Source organism: Pseudomonas sp. NMI542_15, assembly GCF_021283425.1.
GTDB lineage: Bacteria > Pseudomonadota > Gammaproteobacteria > Pseudomonadales > Pseudomonadaceae > Aquipseudomonas > Aquipseudomonas fortuita.
Genome location: NZ_JAJSRO010000022.1, coordinates 1 through 21,193, shown reverse-complemented (window position 1 = coordinate 21,193; position 21,193 = coordinate 1). Strand labels below are relative to the sequence as shown.

Below are 21,193 nucleotides of genomic sequence, written 5' to 3'. Positions count from 1 at the left end.
CGGTCAGACAGACGTTCACGCCGCGCCGATGCTTACCCAATAACGCGTGCGGTAGTCGATACGCACCGGCAGGCTGCGGGTGAGCAGCTGCAAAATCTGACGGGTGTCGCCCAACTGATAGGTACCTGACACCTTCAAATTCGCCACCTCAGGGGCGCAACGCAACAGGCCGGGACGGTAGCGGGCGAGCTCTGCGGCAAACTCGGCCAGTGGCATTTGCTGCACACTGAGCACCCCGTCGGTCCAGCCCCACGGGTCGCTGTGCAGCGTCACCGCGTGAATACTGCCATTGGCCCCCACCTGCACGGTTTCGCCCGAATGCACCTGCCGCGGCGAGGGCGATGTGGGGAACAGCGTGACTGCACCACGGCGCACCGCCAGCAGCAGGCCCTGGCTGTTTTCGCGCAGCAGCACCTGGCCGTTGAGGGTGGTCAGCGGCCCGACGCGGGTGTCGATGTGGAACGGGCGAGTGTCGTTGGGGTTGCTGTCCAGGCTGACCTCGCCACGTACCAGTTCCAGCTGGCGTTGCCCGGCGCTGTAATGCAGGTCGATAGCGCTGGCTGTGTTGAGCTGTATGTGGCTGCCATCGCTGGCTTGCCACTGGCGCCGCTCACCTGTGGCGGTGCTGCTGTCGGCCAGCAGTTGCGGCAGGCCCATAGGTTCGCGCATGGCCCAGCCCAGGCTGCCGCCCACGGCCAGCAGCGCCAGTAGCTTGAGGTGGTCTCGTCGGCTGCTGCGCTGGCGCTGGCTGCCGTCCAGGGTGCGCCGGCTCAGGTCCTTGGGCAGCCCGGCCAGTTCGTCGCCCAGTTGGCTGACCCGTTGCCAGGCCAGCGGGTTGTGCGGGTGGCTGGCCAGCCAGTGCTGGAATTGCTGCTCAGTACGGGGGGTGGGGCGGTCGAAGCGCAGCTTCACCAGCCAGTCGATGGCTTGGTCGACCTGTGCCTGTGCCGGGGCGTGCTCATGCATCGGCGTAACGCAACCGGTAGCAGACACCCAAGGCTTTGGCCAGGTCGCGCTCGACGGTGGCCCGCGACACTTCCAGCTGCTGGGCGATCTGCACGATGCTCAAGCCGTCCAGTTGAGCCAGCAGAAACGCCTGGCGAACACGCGGCTTCAGCTGGTTCAGGGCACGGTCGAGGCGGTCCAGGGCATCGAGAATGACCAGCCGGTGCTCTTCGCTGGGTGCCTCGGCTTCGGGCAGGTGGGCCAGACTTTGCTGGTAGGCGTGTTCCAGTGCGCGACGGCGGAACTGGTCGATCATCAGGCCACGGGCGATGCTGCTGAGATAGGCGCGTGGCTCTTTAAGCGGCGAAACCTGGCGGGCCCGCAATAGCCGCACGAAGGTGTCCTGGGCCAGGTCGGCCGCATGCTCGCTGCACCCCACCCGGTTGCGCAACCAGCCGCGAAGCCAGCTATGGTGGGCCTGATAGAGCAGAGCGACCTCGGTCGGCTTGAACGTGTCGTTGATCTGCATCGTAACGAGGGCCCGGTCCTGTGAACTGTGCGATTGTGAATAGTTCTCAATTCTATGCGGGGATAACGGCACAGGGCAATGGTATGCCAGGAATTCGCCGCGCAAGAACCGGCGTTTAACCGATGAATGGTTGGGCTAAGCTGGCCCTGCATTCAACCTGTTGGAGGCGCCATGATACTGGCCGACCTTTCACCCGAGGCCTACCGCAAGGCCACTGAATACCTGGCAGCACTCGACCCGGACTGGTCGCGGCACATTGCTGCGACCGGGCCTTGCCTGCACCAGGCCACGCCGGGGCGGGAGCCTTACGAGGCGTTGGTGCGGGCCATTGCCTACCAGCAACTGCATGCCCGTGCTGCCGAAGCAATCCTTGGCCGGTTGCTGGCGTTGTTCCCGGAGAGTGCGTTCCCGACGGCAGAGCAATTGCTGACGGTCAGCCCGCAAATCCTGCGTGCCTGCGGCTTTTCGGCGAGCAAGCTGGCGACGATTCAGGGCATTGCCCAGGCGCGGCTGGAAGGCCTGGTACCGACGCGTGAAGAGGCATTGACCATGGCCGACGAAGCACTGATCGAACGCCTGGTAGCCTTGCGTGGGGTAGGGCGATGGACGGTGGAGATGCTGCTGATTTATAGCCTGGAGCGTTCGGACATTCTGCCGGTGGACGATTTTGGCGTTCGCGAGGGATACCGACGGCTAAAGGGCCTGGACAAAGCGCCGACACCGGCGCAGATGCGCTCCCTGGGCGGCGGCTGGCGGCCGTTTCGGACCGTGGCGGCCTGGTACCTGTGGCGGGCCTGAAGTTTTGCATCGCCTGTACGGGCCCCTTCGCGGGCATGCCCGCTCCCACAGGCTCGAACCCTGCAGAGGATCTGTGGGAGCGGGCGTGCCCGCGAAGAGGCCCGTACAGGCGACAACTTATCTGGATGCTAACCCATGAATCTCTACATCACCCCCGACCAACGCTGGCAAGCCGTGGCGTCCCGCGACTCCACCGCCACAGGCCACTTCGTCTACGCCGTACGTACCACGGGCGTGTACTGCCACCCCGGCTGCAAATCTCGCATGGCCAAGCGCACCAATGTCGAATTCTACGACTCCCCGGCTGCTGCCGAAGCCGCGGGCTATCGTGCCTGCAAACGTTGTATCAGCAAGGCCAGCGCCGCCCGCCACAGCCAACTGATCACCCGCGCCTGCCGCCTGATCGAAACCATCGACCCTGCGCCCAGCCTCGACCAGCTCAGTGCGCAACTGGCCGTAAGCCCCTTCCACCTGCACCGCTTGTTCAAGGCCGAAACCGGCGTTACCCCCAAGGCCTATGCCACTGCCTTTCGTGCCCGGCGCCTGCGTGAGCACCTGGAAGATGGCCAGCGTTCAGTCACCGACGCCATCTACGATGCCGGCTTCAACTCCAACAGCCGCTTCTACGAAAGCGCCGATCAGCGCCTGGGCATGCTCCCCCGCCAGTACCGTGCCGGTGGCGCAGGGGCCACCATCCACTTCGCCCTCGGCCAGTGTTCGCTGGGGGCGATCCTGGTGGCCCAGAGCGAGAAGGGCATTTGCGCGATTCTGCTGGGCGACGACCCCGAGTCCCTGTTGTACGACCTGCAGGACCAGTTCCCCAAGGCCCGCCTGATCGGCGGCGACAGTGCCTACGAACAGTTGGTCGCCGAAGTGGTGGGCTTTGTCGAAGCCCCGGCACTGGGCCTGGCGTTGCCACTGGATGTGCAAGGTACGGCGTTTCAGGAGCGGGTGTGGCAGGCCCTGCGCGAGGTGCCGGCCGGCAGCCGGGTCAGCTACACCGACATTGCCGAACGAATCGGTGCGCCCAAAGCGGTGCGCGCGGTGGCCATGGCCTGTGCGGCCAACCACATCGCCGTGGCCATCCCTTGCCATCGGGTGGTGCGTCGGGACGGCGATATCAGTGGCTACCGTTGGGGTGTCGAGCGCAAACAGCAACTGCTCACGCGAGAGACGGCACTCTCCTGATAGCCTGAAGCCGCGTAGAATCCCCCGCCAAATCGAGTTGTAAAGAGGATACTTCGATGAGGCGTGTCAGCCTTGCCCGTTTTTGCCCAGGCCTGATGGTCCTGTTGGCCCTGATGCTGGCCATTGCCAGCCCGGCCTGGTCGGCCCCGGCCACGCCATTGTCCAATCTGGTGGCTGCCGATGCGCCAGCGCTGGATGAAAACGCCAGCATCGAACAGCTGAGCGACCGGCTGGACCTGATCCGCCAGGGCGTCACCAGCGAGGCCAACGACGACCTGCTGTCGCAATTGCGCCTGGCGGCGATGCAGGTTCAGCGCCAGGCTGATGCATTGAGTACCCAGCGCACCGCCGACCTGGAAAAACTCGAGGACAAGCTGAAGGTCATCGGCCCGGCCCAGCCGGACGAGGCCGCCACCCTCACGCAGCAGCGCAAAGCGCTGGAGGCCGAAAAAAAGGCGCTGGTAGCCCAGCAGGATCAGGCCACCAAGCTGAATCAGTCGGCTCGCGACCTTTCCACGCAAATCGTCAACCTGCGCCGTAGCCAGTTCAATTCGCAAATCACCAGCCGTGCGGCTTCGCCACTAAGCCCGGCGTTCTGGCAAAGCATCATCCGCCCTACCCAGGACGACGTGGCGCGTGTGCGTGACCTGCGCGGCGAGGCGGCCGATGCCATTGGCAGTGCCCTCAGCGCCGAAAACCGCTGGCTGTTCATTACCAGCCTGGTGGCGGCGATTCTGGTCTGGACCTTGGTGCGCCGTGTGCTCGAGCGTCTGCTGGCCAGTGCCATGGTCGGCTGGTTGCCCGAGGGCCGCTTGCGCCGCAGCGCCTTGGCGCTTGGCGTCAGCCTGGCAACCCTGGGTACCATTGCCGGCTCTGTATCGCTGCTGCGCTGGGGCCTGGAGAGCAGCGCACAGCTGGGCTCCGATATCGCAAGCCTGGTCAACCACATCCTTACCCTGGTGGTGTTCAGCGCCTTCATCACCGGCCTGGGCCGCGCCATGCTGATGCTGCAGCGCCCGTCCTGGCGCCTGCCGCCGATCCATGACGAAGTGGCCAGTGCGCTCGGTTGGTTCCCGAAGGTACTGGCGTTGGCGCTGATGGTCATGATGACCATGGAGCGCATCAACAGCGTCATCGGCGCCAGCCTGGCACTGACTGTGGCGGTCAATGGCCTCACCGCGCTGGTGGTGGCGCTTATCTTTGCCGGCGCATTGCTAGGTTATCGCCGAACCCTGCGCAAGCATGATCTGGAGCGCCCCACCGGCCTGACCGGGCTGATCCCGTTCGTGATGGTGATCTGGCTGACGCTGATCTTGCTGGCCCTGCTCACCGGCTATCTGACACTCGCCTATTTCCTCACCGCCAAATTGCTGTGGGTCAGCCTGGTGGTCACCTGTGCCTACTTGCTGACCACCTTCTTCGGTGACCTGTGCGAAACCTTGCTGTCGCCACGTCAGCCAGGTGGTCTGGCGCTGGCCTCGACCCTGGGCCTGGCGCCTCGCCACCAGGCACAGGCCAGCACTGTCCTGGCCGGCATCGGCCGTACCGTCATCCTGTTCCTGGCGCTGTTGCTGGTGCTGATGCCGTCGGGCACCAGCCCCAGCGAGCTGCTGATGAGCCTGGGCGACTGGGACGGCACCGGCGGCAAGCTGCTTGGCAACCTCAACATCGTGCCGCAGGATATCCTGCTGGCCCTGGCGATCTTCTTCGGCGGCCTGTTCGCCATTCGCGTGGTCAAGCGCTGGCTGAGTGACCGCCTGCTGCCGGAAACCGACATGGACGCCGGCATGCGTGCCTCGCTGGTGACCCTGGTGGGCTACCTGGGCTTCCTGTTCCTGGCCATGCTGGTAATGTCGACCCTGCGCATCAACCTCACCAGCCTGACTTGGGTGGTCAGTGCCCTGTCGGTGGGTATCGGTTTTGGCTTGCAGCAAATCGTGCAGAACTTCATCTCCGGCCTGATCCTGCTCACCGAGCGCCCCGTCAAGGTGGGCGACTGGGTCAGCCTGGCGGGCGTCGAGGGGGATATCCGCCGCATCAATGTGCGCGCCACCGAAATTCAGATGTCCGACCGCTCGACGGTGATCGTGCCTAATTCCCAGTTCATTTCGCAGAACGTGCGCAACGTGACCATGGGCAATGCGCTGGGCGTGGTCGGCATTACCTTGACCCTGCCATTGGAGACCGACGCCAACCGGGTACGCGAGCTGTTGTTGACGGCGTACCACGAGCATGAGGCGATTCTGGATGCGCCCGCCACTTCGGTGTCGTTCAAGGACCTGACTGCCAGTGGCATGGTGATTGGCGTCAGTGGTTACGTGGCGGGGCCGCGGCAGGTGTCAGGCACCCGTAGCGACTTGCTGTTCACCATTCTTGGGCGGCTGCGTGATGAAGGCATTCCGCTGTCTTCGCCGCAGAGCATGGTGCTGGTGCAGGAGGGTACGCGCCCCGCTGACGAGTCGGTGTAAAGAGCGGGGGCTGCTGCGCAGCCCTTTCGCGGCACAAGGCCGCTCCTACAGGGAATGCGAACGCTATCAGGGCACGCGATCCCTTGTAGGAGCGGCCTTGTGCCGCGAAAGTGGCGCATAGCGCCCCCGAATTCAATGCTGCTTGGCCTGCTTGATCCTCAGCAGAATCACCAACAATACCAGCAGCACCGGAGGCGCCATGGCCAGCAGTCCATCCCGCGCCGTCAGCCCCAACCCCAGCACATTCAGCCCGCCATACAGCAGCTTGAACAAATTCAGCAGGTAGTAGGTGATGGCAATGATCGACAGCCCCTCTACCGCCCGCTGGATCTTCACCTGGGCATCGGCCCGGGCATTGAGGCTGCGCAGGATCTCGGCGTTCTGTTCTTCCATTTCTACCTGAACACGCGCCTGCAACAGGTCGCCCAGGTTTGCCACGTTTTTCGCCAATTGCTCCAGCCGCTGCTCGGTCGCCGCGCAATAGCGCACAGTCGGCTTGAACCGACGCTCGATGAACACCCCCAGGCGCTGGCAGTCGCCTACATGGCTTTCCCGCAGCTCGCCCAGGCGTTCGAACACCAGTTGCGCATAGGCCTGGGTGGCGCCGAAGCGGTGGCGGGTTTTTACCGTGTGGCTGACCACCTGGCGTGACAAGTGGGCAATGGCGTCCAGTAACCCTTTGGAGTCATGGCCGTCCCCCCCGGCACTGCGCTCCGAGAGGCTGACCAACGTCTTGTCGAAAGTATCCAGTTCTTGGCTCAGAGCCTTGGCCGTGGCCAGGGTCAGCGAGGCCATCATGCGGTACGTCTCGATTTCCAGCAGACGGCGGATCATGCGGCCCTGGCGGTAGGCACTGAGGCGGCGGTTGATGAACAGGAAACGGTTGGTACCATCTTCGGTCAGGCGGAAATCGCTCCACACCACCGCATCGCCCCCGCCAACGCACGAGCCGCACGGATCTTTGAAACCATAGCGAGGCAGGTCAAGCCCCTGTTCGTCACGCACCAGCACCTGCACGGCGTTGATCACCTGCGCCACCTGCGGGGCGATGGCTTCGGCCAGCACGGGAGGCAGGGGCCGCCATTCGGTGTCGGTGGCAGCGCACGGCACCATCAGTGTCAGGGTGAAGAACTCGGTGTGGCGTTCCCACTTGAACGGGTGGCCATCCAGGCAGGTGATGCCTTGCGCGGCAGCGGTGTCCAGGGCCTCCGGGCAGCAGCGTTGCAGCAGCGCTGCACAGGCAGCATCACCGCCGAGCAAAGGCCAGGTGGAAGACATGCGCCGGGCCGTCGAAGTACAGCGACGGGCGGGCGTGCAGTTCGTTGTGCAAGGCGGTGCGTTGAGGGTGCATGGGTGGTCCGGCCTGGTGTTGTGATTGTTGGGGTACCAGGAAGTGGGACTTTGCAGCGGGCGGAGAAAGTCACGCAGGGCGGAGTTTTGTTCTACCTGTACCGGCCTCTTCGCGGGTGAACCCGCTCCCACAGGTTCAGTGCAATTTTCAAGGACAGCACCGTACTTGTGGGAGCGGGTTTACCCGCGAATGGGCGGCAACGCGGCCCCTTGCGATATCAGCCGAGGCAACGCGTCACATGCTTGACCGATTGGTAGGCCGACAACCCCCAAGGCCCCAGCTCACGGCCGATGCCGCTACCCTTGGTACCGCCCCACGAGGTTTCGACGAACACCGCCTGCACCGAGTTGATCCACACATGGCCAACCTCCAGCGCATCGGCCACACGCTCGGCGCGGTCCAAATCGGCAGAGCACACGGTCGCCACCAGCCCGAAGCGGCTGTCATTGGCCTCGGTAATCGCCTGCTCTTCACTGGCAAACCGGCGTGCGCACAGCACCGGGCCAAAGATTTCTTCGGTCCACAGGCGGCTGTGTTTCGGCACATCGGTATACAGCGTAGGGCTGACGAACCAGCCGTCGCGGTCCAACGCCTTGCCACCGGCCAGGCACTGCAAGCCTTCTTCGCGCGCCGTGGCAAAGTAGCTGGCCACCTCCAGCCACTGGGCCTGGCTGGTCAGCGGGCCCATGTCGACCTCCTCGGTCAGCGGGTTGCCAATCCGCAGGTTTTCCAGTGCCGCCTGCAAGCGTGGCAGCAGTGCATCGGCAATACCGTCCTGCACCAGCAGCCGCGAGGTGGCCGAACACATCTGCCCCGCGTTCCAGCTGATACCGGCGACAATCCACTCCACTGCCTGGTCGACATCGCAATCGTCAAACACCACGATCGCCGACTTGCCGCCCAGCTCCAGCGTCACCGGCCGGCACTGTGCCGACGCACTGCGCATCACCTGGCTGCCGACGCTGTTGCTGCCGGTGAACGACAGTTTGTCCAGGCCATTGTGATTGCTCAGCGCGGCACCGGTCTCGGCCTTGCCGTTGACAATGTTCAGCACCCCCGCCGGCAGGCCCAGAGCGTCGGCAATCTGGCCGTAGGCCTGCTCGATCAGCGGGGTGACCTCCGATGGCTTGAGCACCACGGTGCACCCGGCAGCCAAGGCCGGCGCGAGCTTCCAGGCGCTGGTCACCAGCGGGAAGTTCCACGGTACGATCAGGCCGACCACACCCACCGGCTCCAGGCGGGTGCGCGCAGTGAAGCCTGGGGCGGCCAGCGGGACGTCGCGATGCTTCGCAGGCAACTGCTCTGCGAGCTCGGCGTAGTAGCAGAAGGTGGCGATGGCGTCATCCAGGTCGATTTCCGCCTCGTGACGGGGCTTGCCGTTGTTGCGCATCTGCAAGGCGATCAGCGCTTCACGGCGCTGCCCGAGCTGCTCGGCAAAGCCGCGCAGGAAAGCTGCACGTTCGCTGGCGCTGGTGCTTTTCCAGGCGGGCAGGGCGTTGCGGGCAGCGGCTACGGCCTGGTCGACCTGGGCCACGCTGGCAGCCATGAACTCGGCGAACGGTTGCCCCAGCGCAGGGTCATTGACGCTGATGCAGTCGTTGCCTTGGCCTTCGACCCAGCGGCCGGCGATGTAGTGGGAGTTGGTCATGGTCGGTTTCCAGTCAGGCCATTTCGGCAGTGGTCACAGGCGTGTGCGCGGTGCTTTTGCACCGCACCCAGCGCGGGCCCTGGGGGCCATACACGCCCGCAGGTTCAGGGAACAGGTTGAGCAGCAGCAGGTACAGCACGCCAGCCAGCCCCAGGGTGACCGGCAGGCTCAGGTCGATGCCGCCGGCCAGGTCGCCCAGCGGGCCGACGAACTGCCCGGGCAGGTTGACGAAGCACAGGCCGACCGCCGCGCTGGGGAGCCACGCCCCCATGCCGCGCCAGTTCCAGCCATGCTGGAACCAGTAGTGGCCACCACGCTGGCCGCGGGTGAATACCTGCAGGTCATCGGCGTGGTAGAAACCGCGGCGAGTGATCAGGCCGAGGATCATGATCACCATCCATGGGCTTGTGCAGGTGATGATGAGTACCGCGAAGGTCGACACGCTTTGCACCAGGTTGAAAGTGAAACGGCCGACAAAGATGAAGCCGATTGCCAGCACACCGATCAGCAGCGTGGCGCCGGCGCGGCTGAGCAGGCGCGGGAACACGCTGGACATGTCCAGGCCGGTGCCATACAGCGCAGTGGTGCCGGTGGACATGCCGCCGATCACCGCAATCAGGCACACCGGCAGGAAGAACCAGCTTGGCGCCACTGCCAACAGGCCACCCACATAATTATTGGCGGCGATGTAGTCCGGTGCCTGGGTCGCTACCAAGGTGGCGGTGCAAAGGCCGAACAGGAAAGGAATCAGCGTTGCGCCCTGGGCTGCTATCACCGCCAGCATGATGCGCGCCTTGGGTGTTTCACGCGGGATATAGCGCGACCAGTCGCCCAGGAAAGCGCCGAACGACACCGGGTTGCTCATGGCCAGGATCGCCGCACCGACGAACGCCGCCCAGAAGCCTGCCTGGCCAAGGTTGACGCTGCCTGCGTAGCCGGCATCGAACGGCCCGGCAAAGGCCACGATGCCCAGCAGGAACAGCAGGCTTGAAGCCCACACGGCAATCTTGTTCACCCACAGCATGAAGCGGAAGCCAAAGATGCACACCACCAGCACCAGCACCGCGAACAGGCCGTAGGCCAGGCCCAGGGTGAGGTCGGTTTCCGGCAGGCCGGCCAGGCGCTTGGCACCGCCGACCAGGGCGTCGCCCGAGCTCCACACCGACAGCGAGAAGAACGCCACGGCCGTGAGCAGCGACAGGAACGAGCCGACGATACGCCCGTGCACACCAAAGTGCGCGCCCGACGACACGGCGTTGTTGGTACCGTTGAGTGCGCCGAACAAACCCATCGGCGCAAGAATCAGGGCGCCCACGCCAACGCCGAGCAGAATGGCCCAAACGCCTGCCTGGAACGACAGGCCGAACAGCACGGGGAAGCTGCCCAGCACTGCGGTGGCGAAGGTATTGGCGCCGCCGAAGATCAGGCGGAAGAGGTCCAGCGGGGAGGCGTCGCGTTGATCATCAGGGATCTGTTCGACGCCGTTGGTCTCGATACCGGTCGAGTGGCTCATGGTGATGCTCCAGCGCGGTTGTTGTAGCCGGCGCAGTGCGCGGGCCTTCTTGTGGGTGCGATGGCAGAGCGGCAGGGCCGCGTAAAAAAGTGATCAGGCCGGCGAGACGACCGACAGGTGCTCGTGGCAGGCCAGCCACTGGTCACCCTGGCGGCGGAAGACGATAGTCTCGCGCTCGCTCATGCGGTGTTCTTCACCGGCGATGCGGATATGCGTGGCCACATCGTGCATGAAGATCGCCACATCGCCTTGCAGGCTCACGTGGGCATTGGCCGATTCGCAGGCGAGCACTGCAAACCCTTCGGCCTGCCACTGGGCCCAGAGGTCTTCGTAGGCACGGCGCGCCAGCAGCGGTTGCGGCAAGGTGTGGAAAAGGAACGTCGCGTCTTCGCTGAAACAGGCGAAATAGCGGGCGGTGTCGTTGCTGGCGAACGCGGCAACGAGGTCGGCGGCGGCTTGGCGCACCTGAAGTGTCTGGTCCACGGGAGTGGCCTCACGGTTTTTGTGATTATGGTGAAGCGATTCTGGTGGCGGTTGGCGAGGGGACAAATCGCTGAAGGCAAATAATCAGTTCAGGAATTTGTGAAGTGATGGCGGGGCGCAGGTTCTGTCCGTGCGCCACTCTGTGGGCGCTGGCTTGCCGGCGATGAGGCCAGTACAGGCAACAACAGGCGAACCGACTGACGGTCTGTCCCACCGTTCATCCTTGCCTACGCTGATACTCCCAACCCGCTGAAGCAAGGAGTTCACCGTGACCTTCCAATACAAGCGTCTGGACAAGAACAACGCCGCCGTACTGCTGGTCGACCACCAGGCCGGCCTGCTCTCGCTGGTAAGGGACATCGACCCCGACCGCTTCAAGAACAACGTACTGGCCCTGGCCGACCTGGCCAAGTACTTCAAGCTGCCGACCATCCTTACCACCAGCTTCGAGACCGGCCCCAATGGCCCGCTGGTGCCGGAACTGAAAGAGCAGTTCCCCGACGCCCCCTACATTGCGCGCCCCGGCAACATCAATGCCTGGGACAACGAAGACTTTGTCAAAGCCGTAAAAGCCACCGGCAAGAAGCAGCTGCTGATTGCCGGTGTGGTCACTGAAGTGTGCGTGGCCTTCCCGGCCCTGTCGGCGCTGGAGGAGGGCTTTGAGGTGTTCGTCGTCACCGACGCCTCTGGCACCTTCAACGAGCTGACCCGTGACTCGGCGTGGCGGCGCATGGAGGCTGCCGGGGCGCAGCTGATGATCTGGTTCGGCGTGGCTTGCGAGCTGCACCGCGACTGGCGCAACGACGTCGAGGGCTTGGGTACCCTGTTCTCCAACCATATACCGGACTACCGCAACCTGATGACCAGTTACAACAAGCTGGCCAAGTAGCGCCTCCTCGGGGCTGCACCGCAGCTCCGCCTCAACCTGCAAGCGAAGCGGCAAACCGGTATGAATCGACCATACTGACTCTTCATTCGCCCTCAGGAGAGTGTCATGTCGAAGCCGTCCAGGAAGAAATCCACCCAGCAACAGCCAGAAAAACTGGGCGGCAAGGCCTACGAAAAAGCGCTCAAGCATCTGCATGTAGAGCTGGTAAAGCTGCAGGAGTGGGTGGTGGCCAAGGGGCTGAAGGTATGCATTGTCTTCGAAGGCCGTGATGGCGCCGGCAAGGGCGGCACCATCAAGGCCATTACCGAGCGGGTCAGCCCGCGGGTGTTTCGCGTGGTGGCGCTGCCGGCACCGACCGATCGGGAAAAAACCCAGATGTTCCTGCAGCGCTACGTGGGGCATTTGCCCGCCGCGGGCGAGGTGGTGATCTTCGATCGCAGCTGGTACAACCGTGCGGGGGTTGAGCGGGTCATGGGCTTTTGCTCCGGCAACCTTGTCGACAAGTTTCTCGCCGGGGTGCCCGTGTTCGAAAAGGTCATGGTCGAGTCGGGCATCATCCTCATCAAGTACTGGCTCGAGGTCAGCGCCGAGGAGCAGACCCGCCGCCTGGAGGATCGCATCAACGATGGTCGCAAGCTGTGGAAGCTTTCGCCCATGGACCTTAAATCGTATACCCGTTGGGATGACTACACCCAAGCACGGGACGACATGTTCCAGGCCTCGGATACAGCCTGGGCGCCGTGGTTCATGGCGCACTCGGACGACAAACGTCGTGCCCGCCTGAACATCATCAGCCATTTGCTCAGCCGTATTCCGTACAAGGACATCACCCGTGACCGGGTGGTGAAGCTGCCCAAACGCGGCAAGGTCGGCAAGTACAAGGCCGTGGCCTACCCGTTCAAGGTCGTCGAAGAACGCTTTTGAACCCCTCCCTGTGGGGCGCTGCGAGGGTTAGCGCTCATGCCACAGGACGGCAGCCTGCTGCAGGCGACGGTGGTGGGACCGCCTTCGGAGTCGGCGTGAGTTTTTCGGAGGGGGGGAATCCGCGAAGCAGCCAGTACAAGGAACCTAGGGCTGCCAATCAACCCCACTTTCTTCCAGATAAGCATCCACAGCGGCACCCACCGTGGGGTGAAAGGCCGTCTCCCCTATATGCTGAAACAACTCGAACCGCCGCATCTTGTCCTTCACCGGGTCCTTCATCTCGGCAAACTGCAATTCCACCCCTCGAGCCTCCAGTGCCCGGTCCAGTTCGGCCAGCATGTCTGCCGAGGTGATGTCGATACTGGTCACTGGTTCCACCGCTATTATCAGCCGCTGCACCGGCGTCGGCGACTCGTCCACGGCCGCCATCACGGTACTTTGGAACTGCTCGGCATTGGCAAAGAACAGCGGCGCATCCCAACGCAGCAGCACCAGCCCCGGAATACGTCGAGCCTGTGGATAACGCTGCACATCGTGGTAGCCCCGGGTGCCATCCACCCGGCCCAGCACTGCATGGTGTGGCCGCCAGCCGTCCCACAGAAACTCGATCACCGCGATTGCCACCGCAATGCAGATACCGGGAATGGCCCCAAACACCGCCACACCGACGAAGCAGGTGAACGACAGCCAGAACTCCCACTGTTGCATGCGGTTCATGTAGCCATAGCGGATCGGCTTGGACAGCAACTCGGTGATGAAGCCCAGGCGCAGCAGCCCGGCAATCACGCAGAACGCCCCGGCGATCAGCGCCATCATGCTGGCGATGGCGATTGCCCGCTGTGGGTCGCTGGCGGCGTGCTGCACCACCACCGCCAGGATCGGCGCGGCCAGCGCCGAATCCGGGCCCAGCACCAGGATTCGGCTGGGGCCGAACAGGGCGTAGACCAGCAACGGGATGATGGTGGCGTACAGGCCGTAGATTCCGGGTACGCCGGACGCTTCGGCGTAGGCAATGCCCACCGGTACCAGCATGGTGGTCAGCACCAGGCCGGCGGCGATGTCCTTGGCTAACCAGGCGCGTTGATAGTGGAGCAGGGTCACCAGGCCGGGTAGCCAGCGTTGCCAGTCGAAGCGCGTTGGTTCGGGCATGGTGCGGGCTCAGGGGAGGAGGGTGCTGAGTTTCAGCTTAGATGCTATGCCCCTAGAAACGAAGAAGCCGCGCAGGTGCGCGGCTTCTTCGTGTTGAGTGACCCGTCCTGAACAGACATTTCGCCTGTTTCAGGGCTGGGTCGTCTCTTGAGACGCTGTGAACGTCTGCTGAATCAGACGTTGAAGCGGAAGTGCATCACGTCGCCATCCTTGACGATGTAATCCTTGCCTTCCAGGCGCCACTTGCCGGCTTCCTTCGCACCGCCTTCACCCTTGAACTGGATGAAGTCGTCATAGGCCACCACCTCAGCGCGGATGAAACCTTTTTCGAAGTCGGTGTGGATAACACCAGCAGCCTGTGGTGCAGTGGCGCCGACGCGTACGGTCCAGGCACGTACTTCCTGCACGCCGGCAGTGAAGTAGGTCTGCAGGTTCAGCAGCTCGTAACCGGCGCGGATCACGCGGTTCAGGCCAGGCTCTTCCAGGCCCAGGGCCTCGAGGAACATGTCCTTCTCTTCGCCGTCGTCCAGCTCGGCGATTTCTGCTTCGATCTTGTTGCACACCGGTACAACGACCGCGCCCTCTTCCTCGGCAATGGCCTTGACCACGTCCAGGTGCGGGTTGTTGTCGAAGCCGTCTTCGGCGACGTTGGCGATGTACATCACCGGCTTGCTGGTCAGCAGGTGGAAGCCACGGATGACGGCTTTTTCGTCGTCAGCCATGTTCTTCATCAGGCTGCGTGCAGGCTTGCCTTCGGTGAAGTGCGGGATCAGCTTTTCCAGAATGGCCTTTTGCGCCAAGGCTTCCTTGTCGCCGCCCTTGGCGTTGCGGGCTACTTTCTGCAGTTGCTTTTCGCAGCTGTCGAGGTCGGCGAAGATCAGTTCGAGGTCGATGATCTCGATGTCACGCTTGGGGTCGACGCTGTTGGAAACGTGGATCACGTTTTCGTCTTCGAAGCAGCGCACCACGTGGGCAATGGCGTCGGTCTCGCGGATGTTGGCGAGGAACTTGTTGCCCAGGCCTTCGCCTTTCGAGGCACCGGCAACCAGGCCGGCGATATCGACGAATTCCATGGTGGTCGGCAGGATGCGGTTTGGCTTGACGATTTCAGCCAGCGCAGCCAGACGAGCATCAGGCATCGGCACGATGCCGCTGTTTGGCTCGATGGTGCAGAAAGGGAAGTTCTCCGCCGCGATGCCAGACTTGGTCAGGGCGTTGAACAGGGTGGACTTGCCGACGTTGGGCAGGCCGACGATGCCGCAATTGAAACCCATGGGTATTCCCCTCTCTAAAGGAATCAGGCCTTCTGGCTGTGCAGCTCGCGCATCGCCTTGGCAAAGTCGCCGGCAAGCACGTCCGGCAGCACGCCGAGGGCAAAATCGATGCTGGCGTCGAGCTTCTCCTGCTCGGCGCGCGGCGCGCGGCCCAGGACGAAGTTGGATACCAGTTTGGCGTCACCCGGGTGGCCAATGCCAAGCCGCAGGCGGTGGAAGTCGTTCTGGTTGCCGAGCTGCGCGATGATGTCGCGCAGGCCGTTATGCCCACCATGGCCGCCGCCGCGCTTGAGCTTGGCAACGCCCGGAGGCAGGTCGAGTTCGTCGTGCGCCACCAGGATTGCTTCCGGCTTGATGCGGAAGAAATTGGCCAAGGCCGCCACGGCCTGGCCGCTGCGGTTCATGTAGGTGGTGGGGATCAACAAACGAACGTCGTTGCCCTGATGGCTGAACTTAGCCGTCAGGCCGAAATATTTTTTGTCAGCAGTCAGCGATACACGCTGGGCGCTGGCAATGCGTTCAACGAAAAGAGCCCCTGCGTTATGCCGGGTCTGTTCGTATTCGGGGCCGGGGTTACCCAGGCCAACGATCAACTGGATGGCGGTCACGTCAGGGGCTCTTCCTTGGAGTTGGTGGGTCACAGTGCGCGCGGCACTGTAACCCGATCAACGCCGGCGTGCGAGTGGATTACTCGGCAGCGCCTTCTGCTTCTGGAGCAACGCGTGGAGCGTGAACGTTGGCAACAGCTTTGTCATCACCGTGGGCCAGAGCTACGAACTCTACGCCTTTCGGAGCTTTCAGGTCCGACAGGTGGATGATGGTGCCGATTTCAGCGTTGGCCAGGTCAACTTCGATGAACTCAGGCAGGTCTTTGGCTTCGCAGGAAACTTCGATCTGCGATTCAACGTGCGAGATCTCGCCGCCTTTCTTGACCGGTGCTTCTTCGTTGATGAAGTGCACTGGAACAACAGCGGTCAGCTTCTGGCCAGCAACGACGCGGATGAAGTCAGCGTGCATGATGAACTGCTTGGCCGGGTGACGCTGCATGGCCTTGACGATGACGTTTTGCTTGACGCCGTCAACGTTCAGCTCGATCACGTGGCTGAAGGCAGCTTCGTCTTCGAACAGCTTGGTGATTTCCTTGGCCAGGATGGTCAGGGATTGAGCTTCTTTGTCACCACCGTAGACAACGGCAGGGATGCTCAGCGCATGACGCAGGCGGCGGCTCGCACCTTTCCCCAGGTCAGTACGCGCTTGGGCGTTCAGGATAAAATCAGTCATTTTGTTTCTCCAAAATAGCCCCCCGAGAGCGTTTGCGACCAGCGCCAACGGGGATGGCAAAAAAGCCCCGCCCCAACACATGTTGGGGCGGGGCGCTTCACATCAACACGCGTTCCGCTTAGCGGAACATCGCGCTGATCGATTCTTCATTGCTGATGCGGCGTACCGCTTCAGCGACAACCGGTGCGATATCCAGCTGGCGGATACGGTCACAGGCTTGAGCAGCGGCGGACAGCGGAACGGTGTTGGTCACCACCAGCTCGTCCAGTACCGACTTCTCGATGTTCTCGATCGCGCGGCCCGACAGGACAGGGTGCGTGCAGTAGGCGTAAACCTTGGCAGCGCCGTGTTCTTTCAGGGCTTTGGCCGCGTGGCACAGGGTGCCGGCGGTGTCGACCATGTCGTCTACCAGGATGCAGGTGCGCCCTTCGACGTCGCCGATGATGTGCATAACCTCGGAGTGGTTAGCCTTTTCGCGGCGTTTGTCGATGATACCCAGGTCGACACCCAGGGACTTGGCGACTGCACGTGCACGCACGACACCACCAATGTCCGGGGAGACGATCATCAGGTTCTCGAAACGCTGGTCTTCGATATCGTCTACCAGTACGGGCGAGCCGTAGATGTTGTCGACGGGGATATCGAAGAAGCCTTGGATCTGGTCAGCGTGCAGGTCGACGGTGAGAACACGGTCGATACCCACGACAGTGAGCATGTCAGCGACAACTTTGGCGCTGATGGCTACACGTGCCGAACGCGGACGGCGGTCCTGGCGGGCATATCCGAAGTAAGGAATCACGGCGGTGATTCGGGATGCTGAGGAGCGGCGGAAGGCGTCGGCCATCACTACCAGTTCCATCAGGTTATCGTTGGTCGGGGCACAAGTCGGCTGAATAATGAAAACGTCTTTACCGCGAACATTTTCATTGATCTCAGTGCTGATTTCGCCGTCGGAGAACTTACCGACAGAGACGTCACCGAGAGGGATATGCAGCTGACGTACGACACGCCGAGCCAGATCGGGGTTAGCGTTCCCCGTAAAGACCATCATCTTGGACACGCGCAGTACCTGAAGGCTGAGGGTATACCTGGATGAGTATAAGGAAAATGGCAGGGGCGGCTGGATTCGAACCAACGCATGGCAGGATCAAAACCTGCTGCCTTACCGCTTGGCGACGCCCCTGTATCTGTTGCTGCGAACGCTTATGCGCTCGACTTCTTGACCAGACTTTGCAGCTTGCGATGCAACATCGAAATATTGCTTCCTTTCGCCACAAACCCTGTTTGGGTCGCTGAAAGAAGGGCCAGAACTTTATCAGCTTCGGCTTTGCTTGGGAAGGCCCCAAACACACAACTTCCAGTGCCGGTTAGTCGAGCCTCAGTGAATTTACCCAGTGAATTCAACGCATTGCGAACTTCTGGGTAACTCTGCTCTACCACCGGTTGGCAGTCATTTCGACTGTTTCCCTCGGGAACGGGGCGCATATTAAGGGGGAGGGAATCACGTGTCAACTGCGGATGTGAAAAAATTTCTACTGTGCTGACAGACACTTGCGGCACCAGCACGACATACCAAGGCTCTACAGGGTCAACCGGGGTCAACTGTTCGCCCACACCCTGGGCGAACGCCGCATGGCCGCGCACGAATACCGGTACGTCGGCACCCAGGCTCAGGCCCAGTGCGGCCAGGCGGTCTTCGTCCCAGTCCAGTTGCCACAGGTGGGCGAGGGCCAGCAGGGTGGTTGCGGCGTCCGAGCTGCCGCCGCCGATGCCGCCACCCATGGGCAGCACTTTGGTCAGCCAGATATCGGCACCCAATGGGCTGCCGGACTGTTCCTGCAGCTTGCGCGCAGCACGCACGATCAGGTTGCTGTCGTGCGGTACTGCCTCGATCTCGGTGTGCAGGCGGATCACGCCATCGTCACGTACGGCGAAACTCAGTTCGTCGCCATGGTCGAGAAACTGGAATACGGTTTCCAGCTCGTGATAGCCATCCGCGCGACGCCCGATGATGTGCAGCCACAGGTTGAGCTTGGCCGGGGCGGGCAGGGTCAGCGTGTGCATGAAATCAGTGCCCCAGCTGGCGTGGCTGCCAGTCCTTGACCACCAGGGTCACGTCCAGATTCTTGCCGTGCAGTTTCAGGCGCTCGGGCAACCAATAGCCATTCTGTTCGGTGTAGCTCAGGTACTGCACCTGCCAGCCATCCTGGTCAAGGCTGGCCAGGCGGCTGTCGCCGTCCAGAGTCAGCTTGCTCTTGCTGTCGGGGGCGGGCAGGCCGCGGACCCACCACACCAGGTGCGATACTGGCAGCTGCCAGCCGAGCTGCTCTTCCAGCAGGGCTTCCGGGCTGGTGGCCTCGAAGCGGCCCTGGTTGGCCACTTCGAGCACAACGCCACCGGGGCGGCCGGTCAGTCGTGCGGCACCACGGCCGAGTGGGCCAGCCAGGCGAATGTCGTAATAGTCCTGGCGCTGCAGCCAGAAGAGCGTGCCGCTACCTGAATCGCGCGGCGCGCGGATGCCGACTTTGCCGTTGATCTGCCAGCCATCAAGGCTGCTCAACTGCGCTTTATGGGCGCGCCACTGCTGCGGGTCGCCGTGCCCTTGCAGGGCCTCGCGGCTACCGAAGCCGGCACAGCCAGCCAGCAGGGCGATCAGGGTGAAGGTGATGCAATGGCGCAGGAACATGGCGTTAAAGGGTCTCGGATCCGGTCAGGCGCAAAAGGGTTTTGCGCAGGATGGGGCTGTCGGCCTGGGCTTCGAAGCCCTTGGCCCATACCTGGCGGGCTTCGCGGCGCTTGCCATTAGCCCACAGCACTTCGCCCAGGTGGGCGGCCACTTCGTGGTCGGGGAAGTTGGCAAAGGCTTGGCGCAGGTAGGTTTCAGCCTCGTCGAGGTTGCCCAGACGGTAATTGACCCAGCCCAGGCTGTCGAGTACCGCCGGGTCGTCCGGGGTCAGCTGGTGGGCCTTGTCAATCAGCGCCTTGGCTTCGGTGTAGCGGGTGGTACGGTCGGCCAGGGTGTAGCCCAGGGCGTTCAAGGCCATGGCATTTTCCGGCTCGCGGGCGATGATGGCGCGCAGGTCCTTTTCCAGTTGGCCAAGGTCGTCGCGCTTTTCGGCCAGCATGGCGCGCGTGTACAGCAGGTTGAGGTCGTCCGGGTAGCGCTGGATGGCTTGCTGCAGCACCTGGCTGGCCTGGGCGTCCTTGTTGTTGTTGCTGTAACTTTCCGATTCGATCAGGAACAGCTGGATGGCGTAGTCCGGCTGGGCTTCGCGGGCCTCGGCGAGCAGGCGTGAAGCCTCGGTGCCGCGGCCGTTGGCAATCAGGATGTCGGCCTGGCGCAGCTGCGCCGGCAGGTAATCGGGGCCAGGGCCGACCAGGGCGTACTCGCGCAGGGCGCCAGCGGGGTCGTGGCGTTCTTCGCGGATGCGGCCCAGGTTCAGGTGTGCGGCGTCGACGTTGCTGTCGCGCTCGACCAGCTCCTGCAGGTAGCCTTCGGCTTCATCCCAGTCTTTGTTTTCCAGGCACACCAGGGCCAGTGAGTAACGCAGCTCGTCATCGTCGGGGTATTGCTGGACCAGGCTGAGGAACTCGCCCTTGGCATCGCCGATGCGGTCCTGTTCGACCAGGGTGCGGGCATAGGTCAGGCGCAGGCGCTTGTCATCCGGGTTGTCGCGGATCGCGCCGCGCAGCAGCGGCAGGGCCTCGGGGCCACGGTCCAGGGCCTGAAGCAGGCGGGCGCGCAGCAGGATCGGGGCAATTTCGCCGTTTTGCGTCGGGTGCGATTCGAGTAGCTCCAGCGCCTCTTCAGCCTTGCCGTCCTGGTTCAGCAGCAGTGCCTTGCCGAATATCAGCTGGCCGTTGTCGGGGTATTTCACCAGCAGGCGCTCGAAGCTTTGCAGCAAGCCGTCGCGGGTGCTCTGGTCGGTTTCGGCGGCTGACAAGGCGAGGAAGTCGAAGTGAGTGTCGCCTTGGCCCTGCAGCACTTTTTCCATGTAGGCCATGGCGTCGTCATAACGGCCGGCGCGGGCTAGCTGGATGGCGGCGGCGCGCTGGGCGTCGAGGTTCTGCGGGTCATTGCGGGCCCAGACCAGCGCGTTATCCAGCGCCGGCTCGTCGGCGCCGAGGTATTCGGCAATGCGGTAGGCACGCTCGGAAACCCCGGGGTCCTGGGTTTTTGCTGCCTGGTCGGTGTAGTTGGCCAAGGCGATATCGAAGCGGTTGCGCTGGCCAGCCAGTTCCGCGACCAGCAGGCTGTACAGCGTGTCCTGCTTGAACGAGCCATACACCACGGGCTTTTCCGCCTCGCCCTTGCCGGCTTCGGCGATGGGAGGCTCGGCCTTTTGCGGGGCCAGGTTCTGGCAGCCCTGGAGCAGGGCGAAGGCAAGCAGCAATGCGTATGGTTTGTTCATAGAAGGCTTTAGGAGGACTCACCGGCGGTCGGAGCATGATGACACAAGCGCGGGGGCAAACCCACCTGCGAAGGTATGAAGCTACGCTCAGCACATGCAGACCGCGCAGCGCGCGCAGCGTTCGCCCGGGCATTGCCACGATGCCCAGCGCTCGCGCGCGCTCACGCTCTTGTTTCTGCTTCTGCTTCTGCTTCTGCTTCTAAGCGCGCGATAGTTCAAGCGACGCAGATTGCGACTTCAGGAGGCCGAGCGCAGGGCTTGCGCAGGGAGGTGACGGGCATGGATGCCCGTCAAGCGCTGGGCCCCAGGATGGGGCCTGCAGCGCGGTCCTCCCGGGAGCA

General features: G+C 63.2%; 18 protein-coding genes, 1 tRNA gene and 1 pseudogene. 5 read left to right on the top strand and 15 right to left on the bottom strand.

The genetic code is table 11. From position 1 onward, the window contains the following. Positions 1 to 15: 15 nt before the first annotated feature. Both LU684_RS24430 and LU684_RS24425 read right to left on the bottom strand, forming a co-directional pair. On the bottom strand, positions 16 to 966 hold the full coding sequence (locus tag LU684_RS24430; protein WP_191087257.1) for a FecR domain-containing protein: 951 nt from the start codon (positions 964 to 966) through the stop codon (positions 16 to 18). After that, entirely contained in the window at positions 959 to 1,474 is a 516-nt protein-coding gene (locus LU684_RS24425) for a sigma-70 family RNA polymerase sigma factor (protein WP_016484848.1), read from the bottom strand. The genes LU684_RS24430 and LU684_RS24425 overlap by 8 nt, the downstream gene beginning before the upstream one ends. 171 nt (positions 1,475 to 1,645) lie before the next feature. On the opposite strand from LU684_RS24425, the gene LU684_RS24420 reads away from it, so the two are divergent. The 3 genes from LU684_RS24420 to LU684_RS24410 all read left to right on the top strand — a co-directional run bounded on the left by LU684_RS24420 (position 1,646) and on the right by LU684_RS24410 (position 5,928). Then, positions 1,646 to 2,272 (top strand): DNA-3-methyladenine glycosylase family protein, encoded by a 627-nt coding sequence (locus LU684_RS24420; RefSeq protein WP_016484849.1) that lies wholly within the window; start codon positions 1,646 to 1,648, stop codon positions 2,270 to 2,272. A 135-nt stretch (positions 2,273 to 2,407) separates the two neighbouring features. Then, positions 2,408 to 3,460 (top strand): bifunctional DNA-binding transcriptional regulator/O6-methylguanine-DNA methyltransferase Ada, encoded by a 1,053-nt coding sequence (gene ada, locus LU684_RS24415; protein ID WP_232895148.1) that lies wholly within the window; start codon positions 2,408 to 2,410, stop codon positions 3,458 to 3,460. A 56-nt stretch (positions 3,461 to 3,516) separates the two neighbouring features. Next, complete coding sequence (locus LU684_RS24410; protein ID WP_016484851.1) at positions 3,517 to 5,928, top strand: DUF3772 domain-containing protein; 2,412 nt, start codon at positions 3,517 to 3,519, stop codon at positions 5,926 to 5,928. Between the two features lie 132 nt (positions 5,929 to 6,060). On the opposite strand, the pseudogene LU684_RS24405 reads toward LU684_RS24410, so the two are convergent. From LU684_RS24405 to LU684_RS24390, 4 genes and pseudogenes are all read right to left on the bottom strand, one after another. After that, a pseudogene (locus tag LU684_RS24405) lies at positions 6,061 to 7,279 on the bottom strand (DUF3422 domain-containing protein). Between the two features lie 217 nt (positions 7,280 to 7,496). Next, entirely contained in the window at positions 7,497 to 8,927 is a 1,431-nt protein-coding gene (locus LU684_RS24400) for an aldehyde dehydrogenase family protein (protein WP_232895147.1), read from the bottom strand. Positions 8,928 to 8,940: 13 nt separating this feature from the next. Then, positions 8,941 to 10,440: a purine-cytosine permease family protein gene (locus LU684_RS24395; RefSeq protein WP_016484854.1), complete on the bottom strand. Its 1,500-nt coding sequence runs from the start codon at positions 10,438 to 10,440 to the stop codon at positions 8,941 to 8,943. Between the two features lie 93 nt (positions 10,441 to 10,533). Then, positions 10,534 to 10,923: a YybH family protein gene (locus LU684_RS24390; protein ID WP_232895146.1), complete on the bottom strand. Its 390-nt coding sequence runs from the start codon at positions 10,921 to 10,923 to the stop codon at positions 10,534 to 10,536. Positions 10,924 to 11,191: 268 nt separating this feature from the next. On the opposite strand from LU684_RS24390, the gene ycaC reads away from it, so the two are divergent. Then, positions 11,192 to 11,812, top strand: a complete 621-nt coding sequence (ycaC, locus tag LU684_RS24385; RefSeq protein WP_232895144.1) for an isochorismate family cysteine hydrolase YcaC — start codon at positions 11,192 to 11,194, stop codon at positions 11,810 to 11,812. A gap of 105 nt (positions 11,813 to 11,917) precedes the next feature. Beyond that, the gene (gene ppk2, locus LU684_RS24380; protein WP_023048692.1) at positions 11,918 to 12,736 is read left to right on the top strand and encodes a polyphosphate kinase 2; all 819 of its coding nucleotides are present in this window, start codon (positions 11,918 to 11,920) and stop codon (positions 12,734 to 12,736) included. A gap of 144 nt (positions 12,737 to 12,880) precedes the next feature. Here ppk2 and LU684_RS24375 read toward each other — a convergent pair whose 3' ends face one another. The 9 genes from LU684_RS24375 to LU684_RS24335 form a co-directional block, all read right to left on the bottom strand. Further along, positions 12,881 to 13,885: a SulP family inorganic anion transporter gene (locus tag LU684_RS24375; RefSeq protein WP_102667907.1), complete on the bottom strand. Its 1,005-nt coding sequence runs from the start codon at positions 13,883 to 13,885 to the stop codon at positions 12,881 to 12,883. Positions 13,886 to 14,058: 173 nt separating this feature from the next. Then, positions 14,059 to 15,159 carry a redox-regulated ATPase YchF gene (ychF, locus tag LU684_RS24370; protein ID WP_016484859.1) on the bottom strand — a complete coding sequence of 367 codons (1,101 nt, stop codon included), beginning with the start codon at positions 15,157 to 15,159 and terminating at the stop codon, positions 14,059 to 14,061. A gap of 23 nt (positions 15,160 to 15,182) precedes the next feature. Beyond that, positions 15,183 to 15,767, bottom strand: a complete 585-nt coding sequence (pth, locus tag LU684_RS24365) for an aminoacyl-tRNA hydrolase (RefSeq protein ID WP_009686183.1) — start codon at positions 15,765 to 15,767, stop codon at positions 15,183 to 15,185. Between the two features lie 79 nt (positions 15,768 to 15,846). Next, entirely contained in the window at positions 15,847 to 16,440 is a 594-nt protein-coding gene (locus LU684_RS24360) for a 50S ribosomal protein L25/general stress protein Ctc (protein ID WP_016484861.1), read from the bottom strand. Positions 16,441 to 16,558: 118 nt separating this feature from the next. Further along, a complete protein-coding gene (locus tag LU684_RS24355) occupies positions 16,559 to 17,500 on the bottom strand; it encodes a ribose-phosphate pyrophosphokinase (RefSeq protein ID WP_003247410.1) in 942 nt (313 codons plus the stop codon). 48 nt (positions 17,501 to 17,548) lie between these two features. After that, positions 17,549 to 17,623: transfer RNA gene (locus LU684_RS24350), tRNA-Gln, on the bottom strand. Positions 17,624 to 17,643: 20 nt separating this feature from the next. Next, complete coding sequence (gene ispE / locus LU684_RS24345; protein WP_232895142.1) at positions 17,644 to 18,504, bottom strand: 4-(cytidine 5'-diphospho)-2-C-methyl-D-erythritol kinase; 861 nt, start codon at positions 18,502 to 18,504, stop codon at positions 17,644 to 17,646. A gap of 4 nt (positions 18,505 to 18,508) precedes the next feature. Further along, complete coding sequence (lolB, locus tag LU684_RS24340) at positions 18,509 to 19,126, bottom strand: lipoprotein insertase outer membrane protein LolB (RefSeq protein ID WP_016484863.1); 618 nt, start codon at positions 19,124 to 19,126, stop codon at positions 18,509 to 18,511. 4 nt (positions 19,127 to 19,130) lie between these two features. Next, positions 19,131 to 20,852 (bottom strand): tetratricopeptide repeat protein, encoded by a 1,722-nt coding sequence (locus LU684_RS24335; protein ID WP_016484864.1) that lies wholly within the window; start codon positions 20,850 to 20,852, stop codon positions 19,131 to 19,133. Positions 20,853 to 21,193: the final 341 nt, after the last annotated feature.

Bases quoted from the DNA above. Each gene is read 5' to 3' on its own strand.
- LU684_RS24430 (WP_191087257.1), bottom strand. From the start codon at position 966: ATGCATGAGCACGCCCCGGCACAGGCACAGGTCGACCAAGCCATCGAC.
- LU684_RS24425 (WP_016484848.1), bottom strand. From the start codon at position 1,474: ATGCAGATCAACGACACGTTCAAGCCGACCGAGGTCGCTCTGCTCTAT.
- LU684_RS24420 (WP_016484849.1), top strand. From the start codon at position 1,646: ATGATACTGGCCGACCTTTCACCCGAGGCCTACCGCAAGGCCACTGAA.
- ada (WP_232895148.1), top strand. From the start codon at position 2,408: ATGAATCTCTACATCACCCCCGACCAACGCTGGCAAGCCGTGGCGTCC.
- LU684_RS24410 (WP_016484851.1), top strand. From the start codon at position 3,517: ATGAGGCGTGTCAGCCTTGCCCGTTTTTGCCCAGGCCTGATGGTCCTG.
- LU684_RS24400 (WP_232895147.1), bottom strand. From the start codon at position 8,927: ATGACCAACTCCCACTACATCGCCGGCCGCTGGGTCGAAGGCCAAGGC.
- LU684_RS24395 (WP_016484854.1), bottom strand. From the start codon at position 10,440: ATGAGCCACTCGACCGGTATCGAGACCAACGGCGTCGAACAGATCCCT.
- ppk2 (WP_023048692.1), top strand. From the start codon at position 11,918: ATGTCGAAGCCGTCCAGGAAGAAATCCACCCAGCAACAGCCAGAAAAA.
- LU684_RS24375 (WP_102667907.1), bottom strand. From the start codon at position 13,885: ATGCCCGAACCAACGCGCTTCGACTGGCAACGCTGGCTACCCGGCCTG.
- ychF (WP_016484859.1), bottom strand. From the start codon at position 15,159: ATGGGTTTCAATTGCGGCATCGTCGGCCTGCCCAACGTCGGCAAGTCC.
- LU684_RS24360 (WP_016484861.1), bottom strand. From the start codon at position 16,440: ATGACTGATTTTATCCTGAACGCCCAAGCGCGTACTGACCTGGGGAAA.
- ispE (WP_232895142.1), bottom strand. From the start codon at position 18,504: ATGCACACGCTGACCCTGCCCGCCCCGGCCAAGCTCAACCTGTGGCTG.
- lolB (WP_016484863.1), bottom strand. From the start codon at position 19,126: ATGTTCCTGCGCCATTGCATCACCTTCACCCTGATCGCCCTGCTGGCT.
- LU684_RS24335 (WP_016484864.1), bottom strand. From the start codon at position 20,852: ATGAACAAACCATACGCATTGCTGCTTGCCTTCGCCCTGCTCCAGGGC.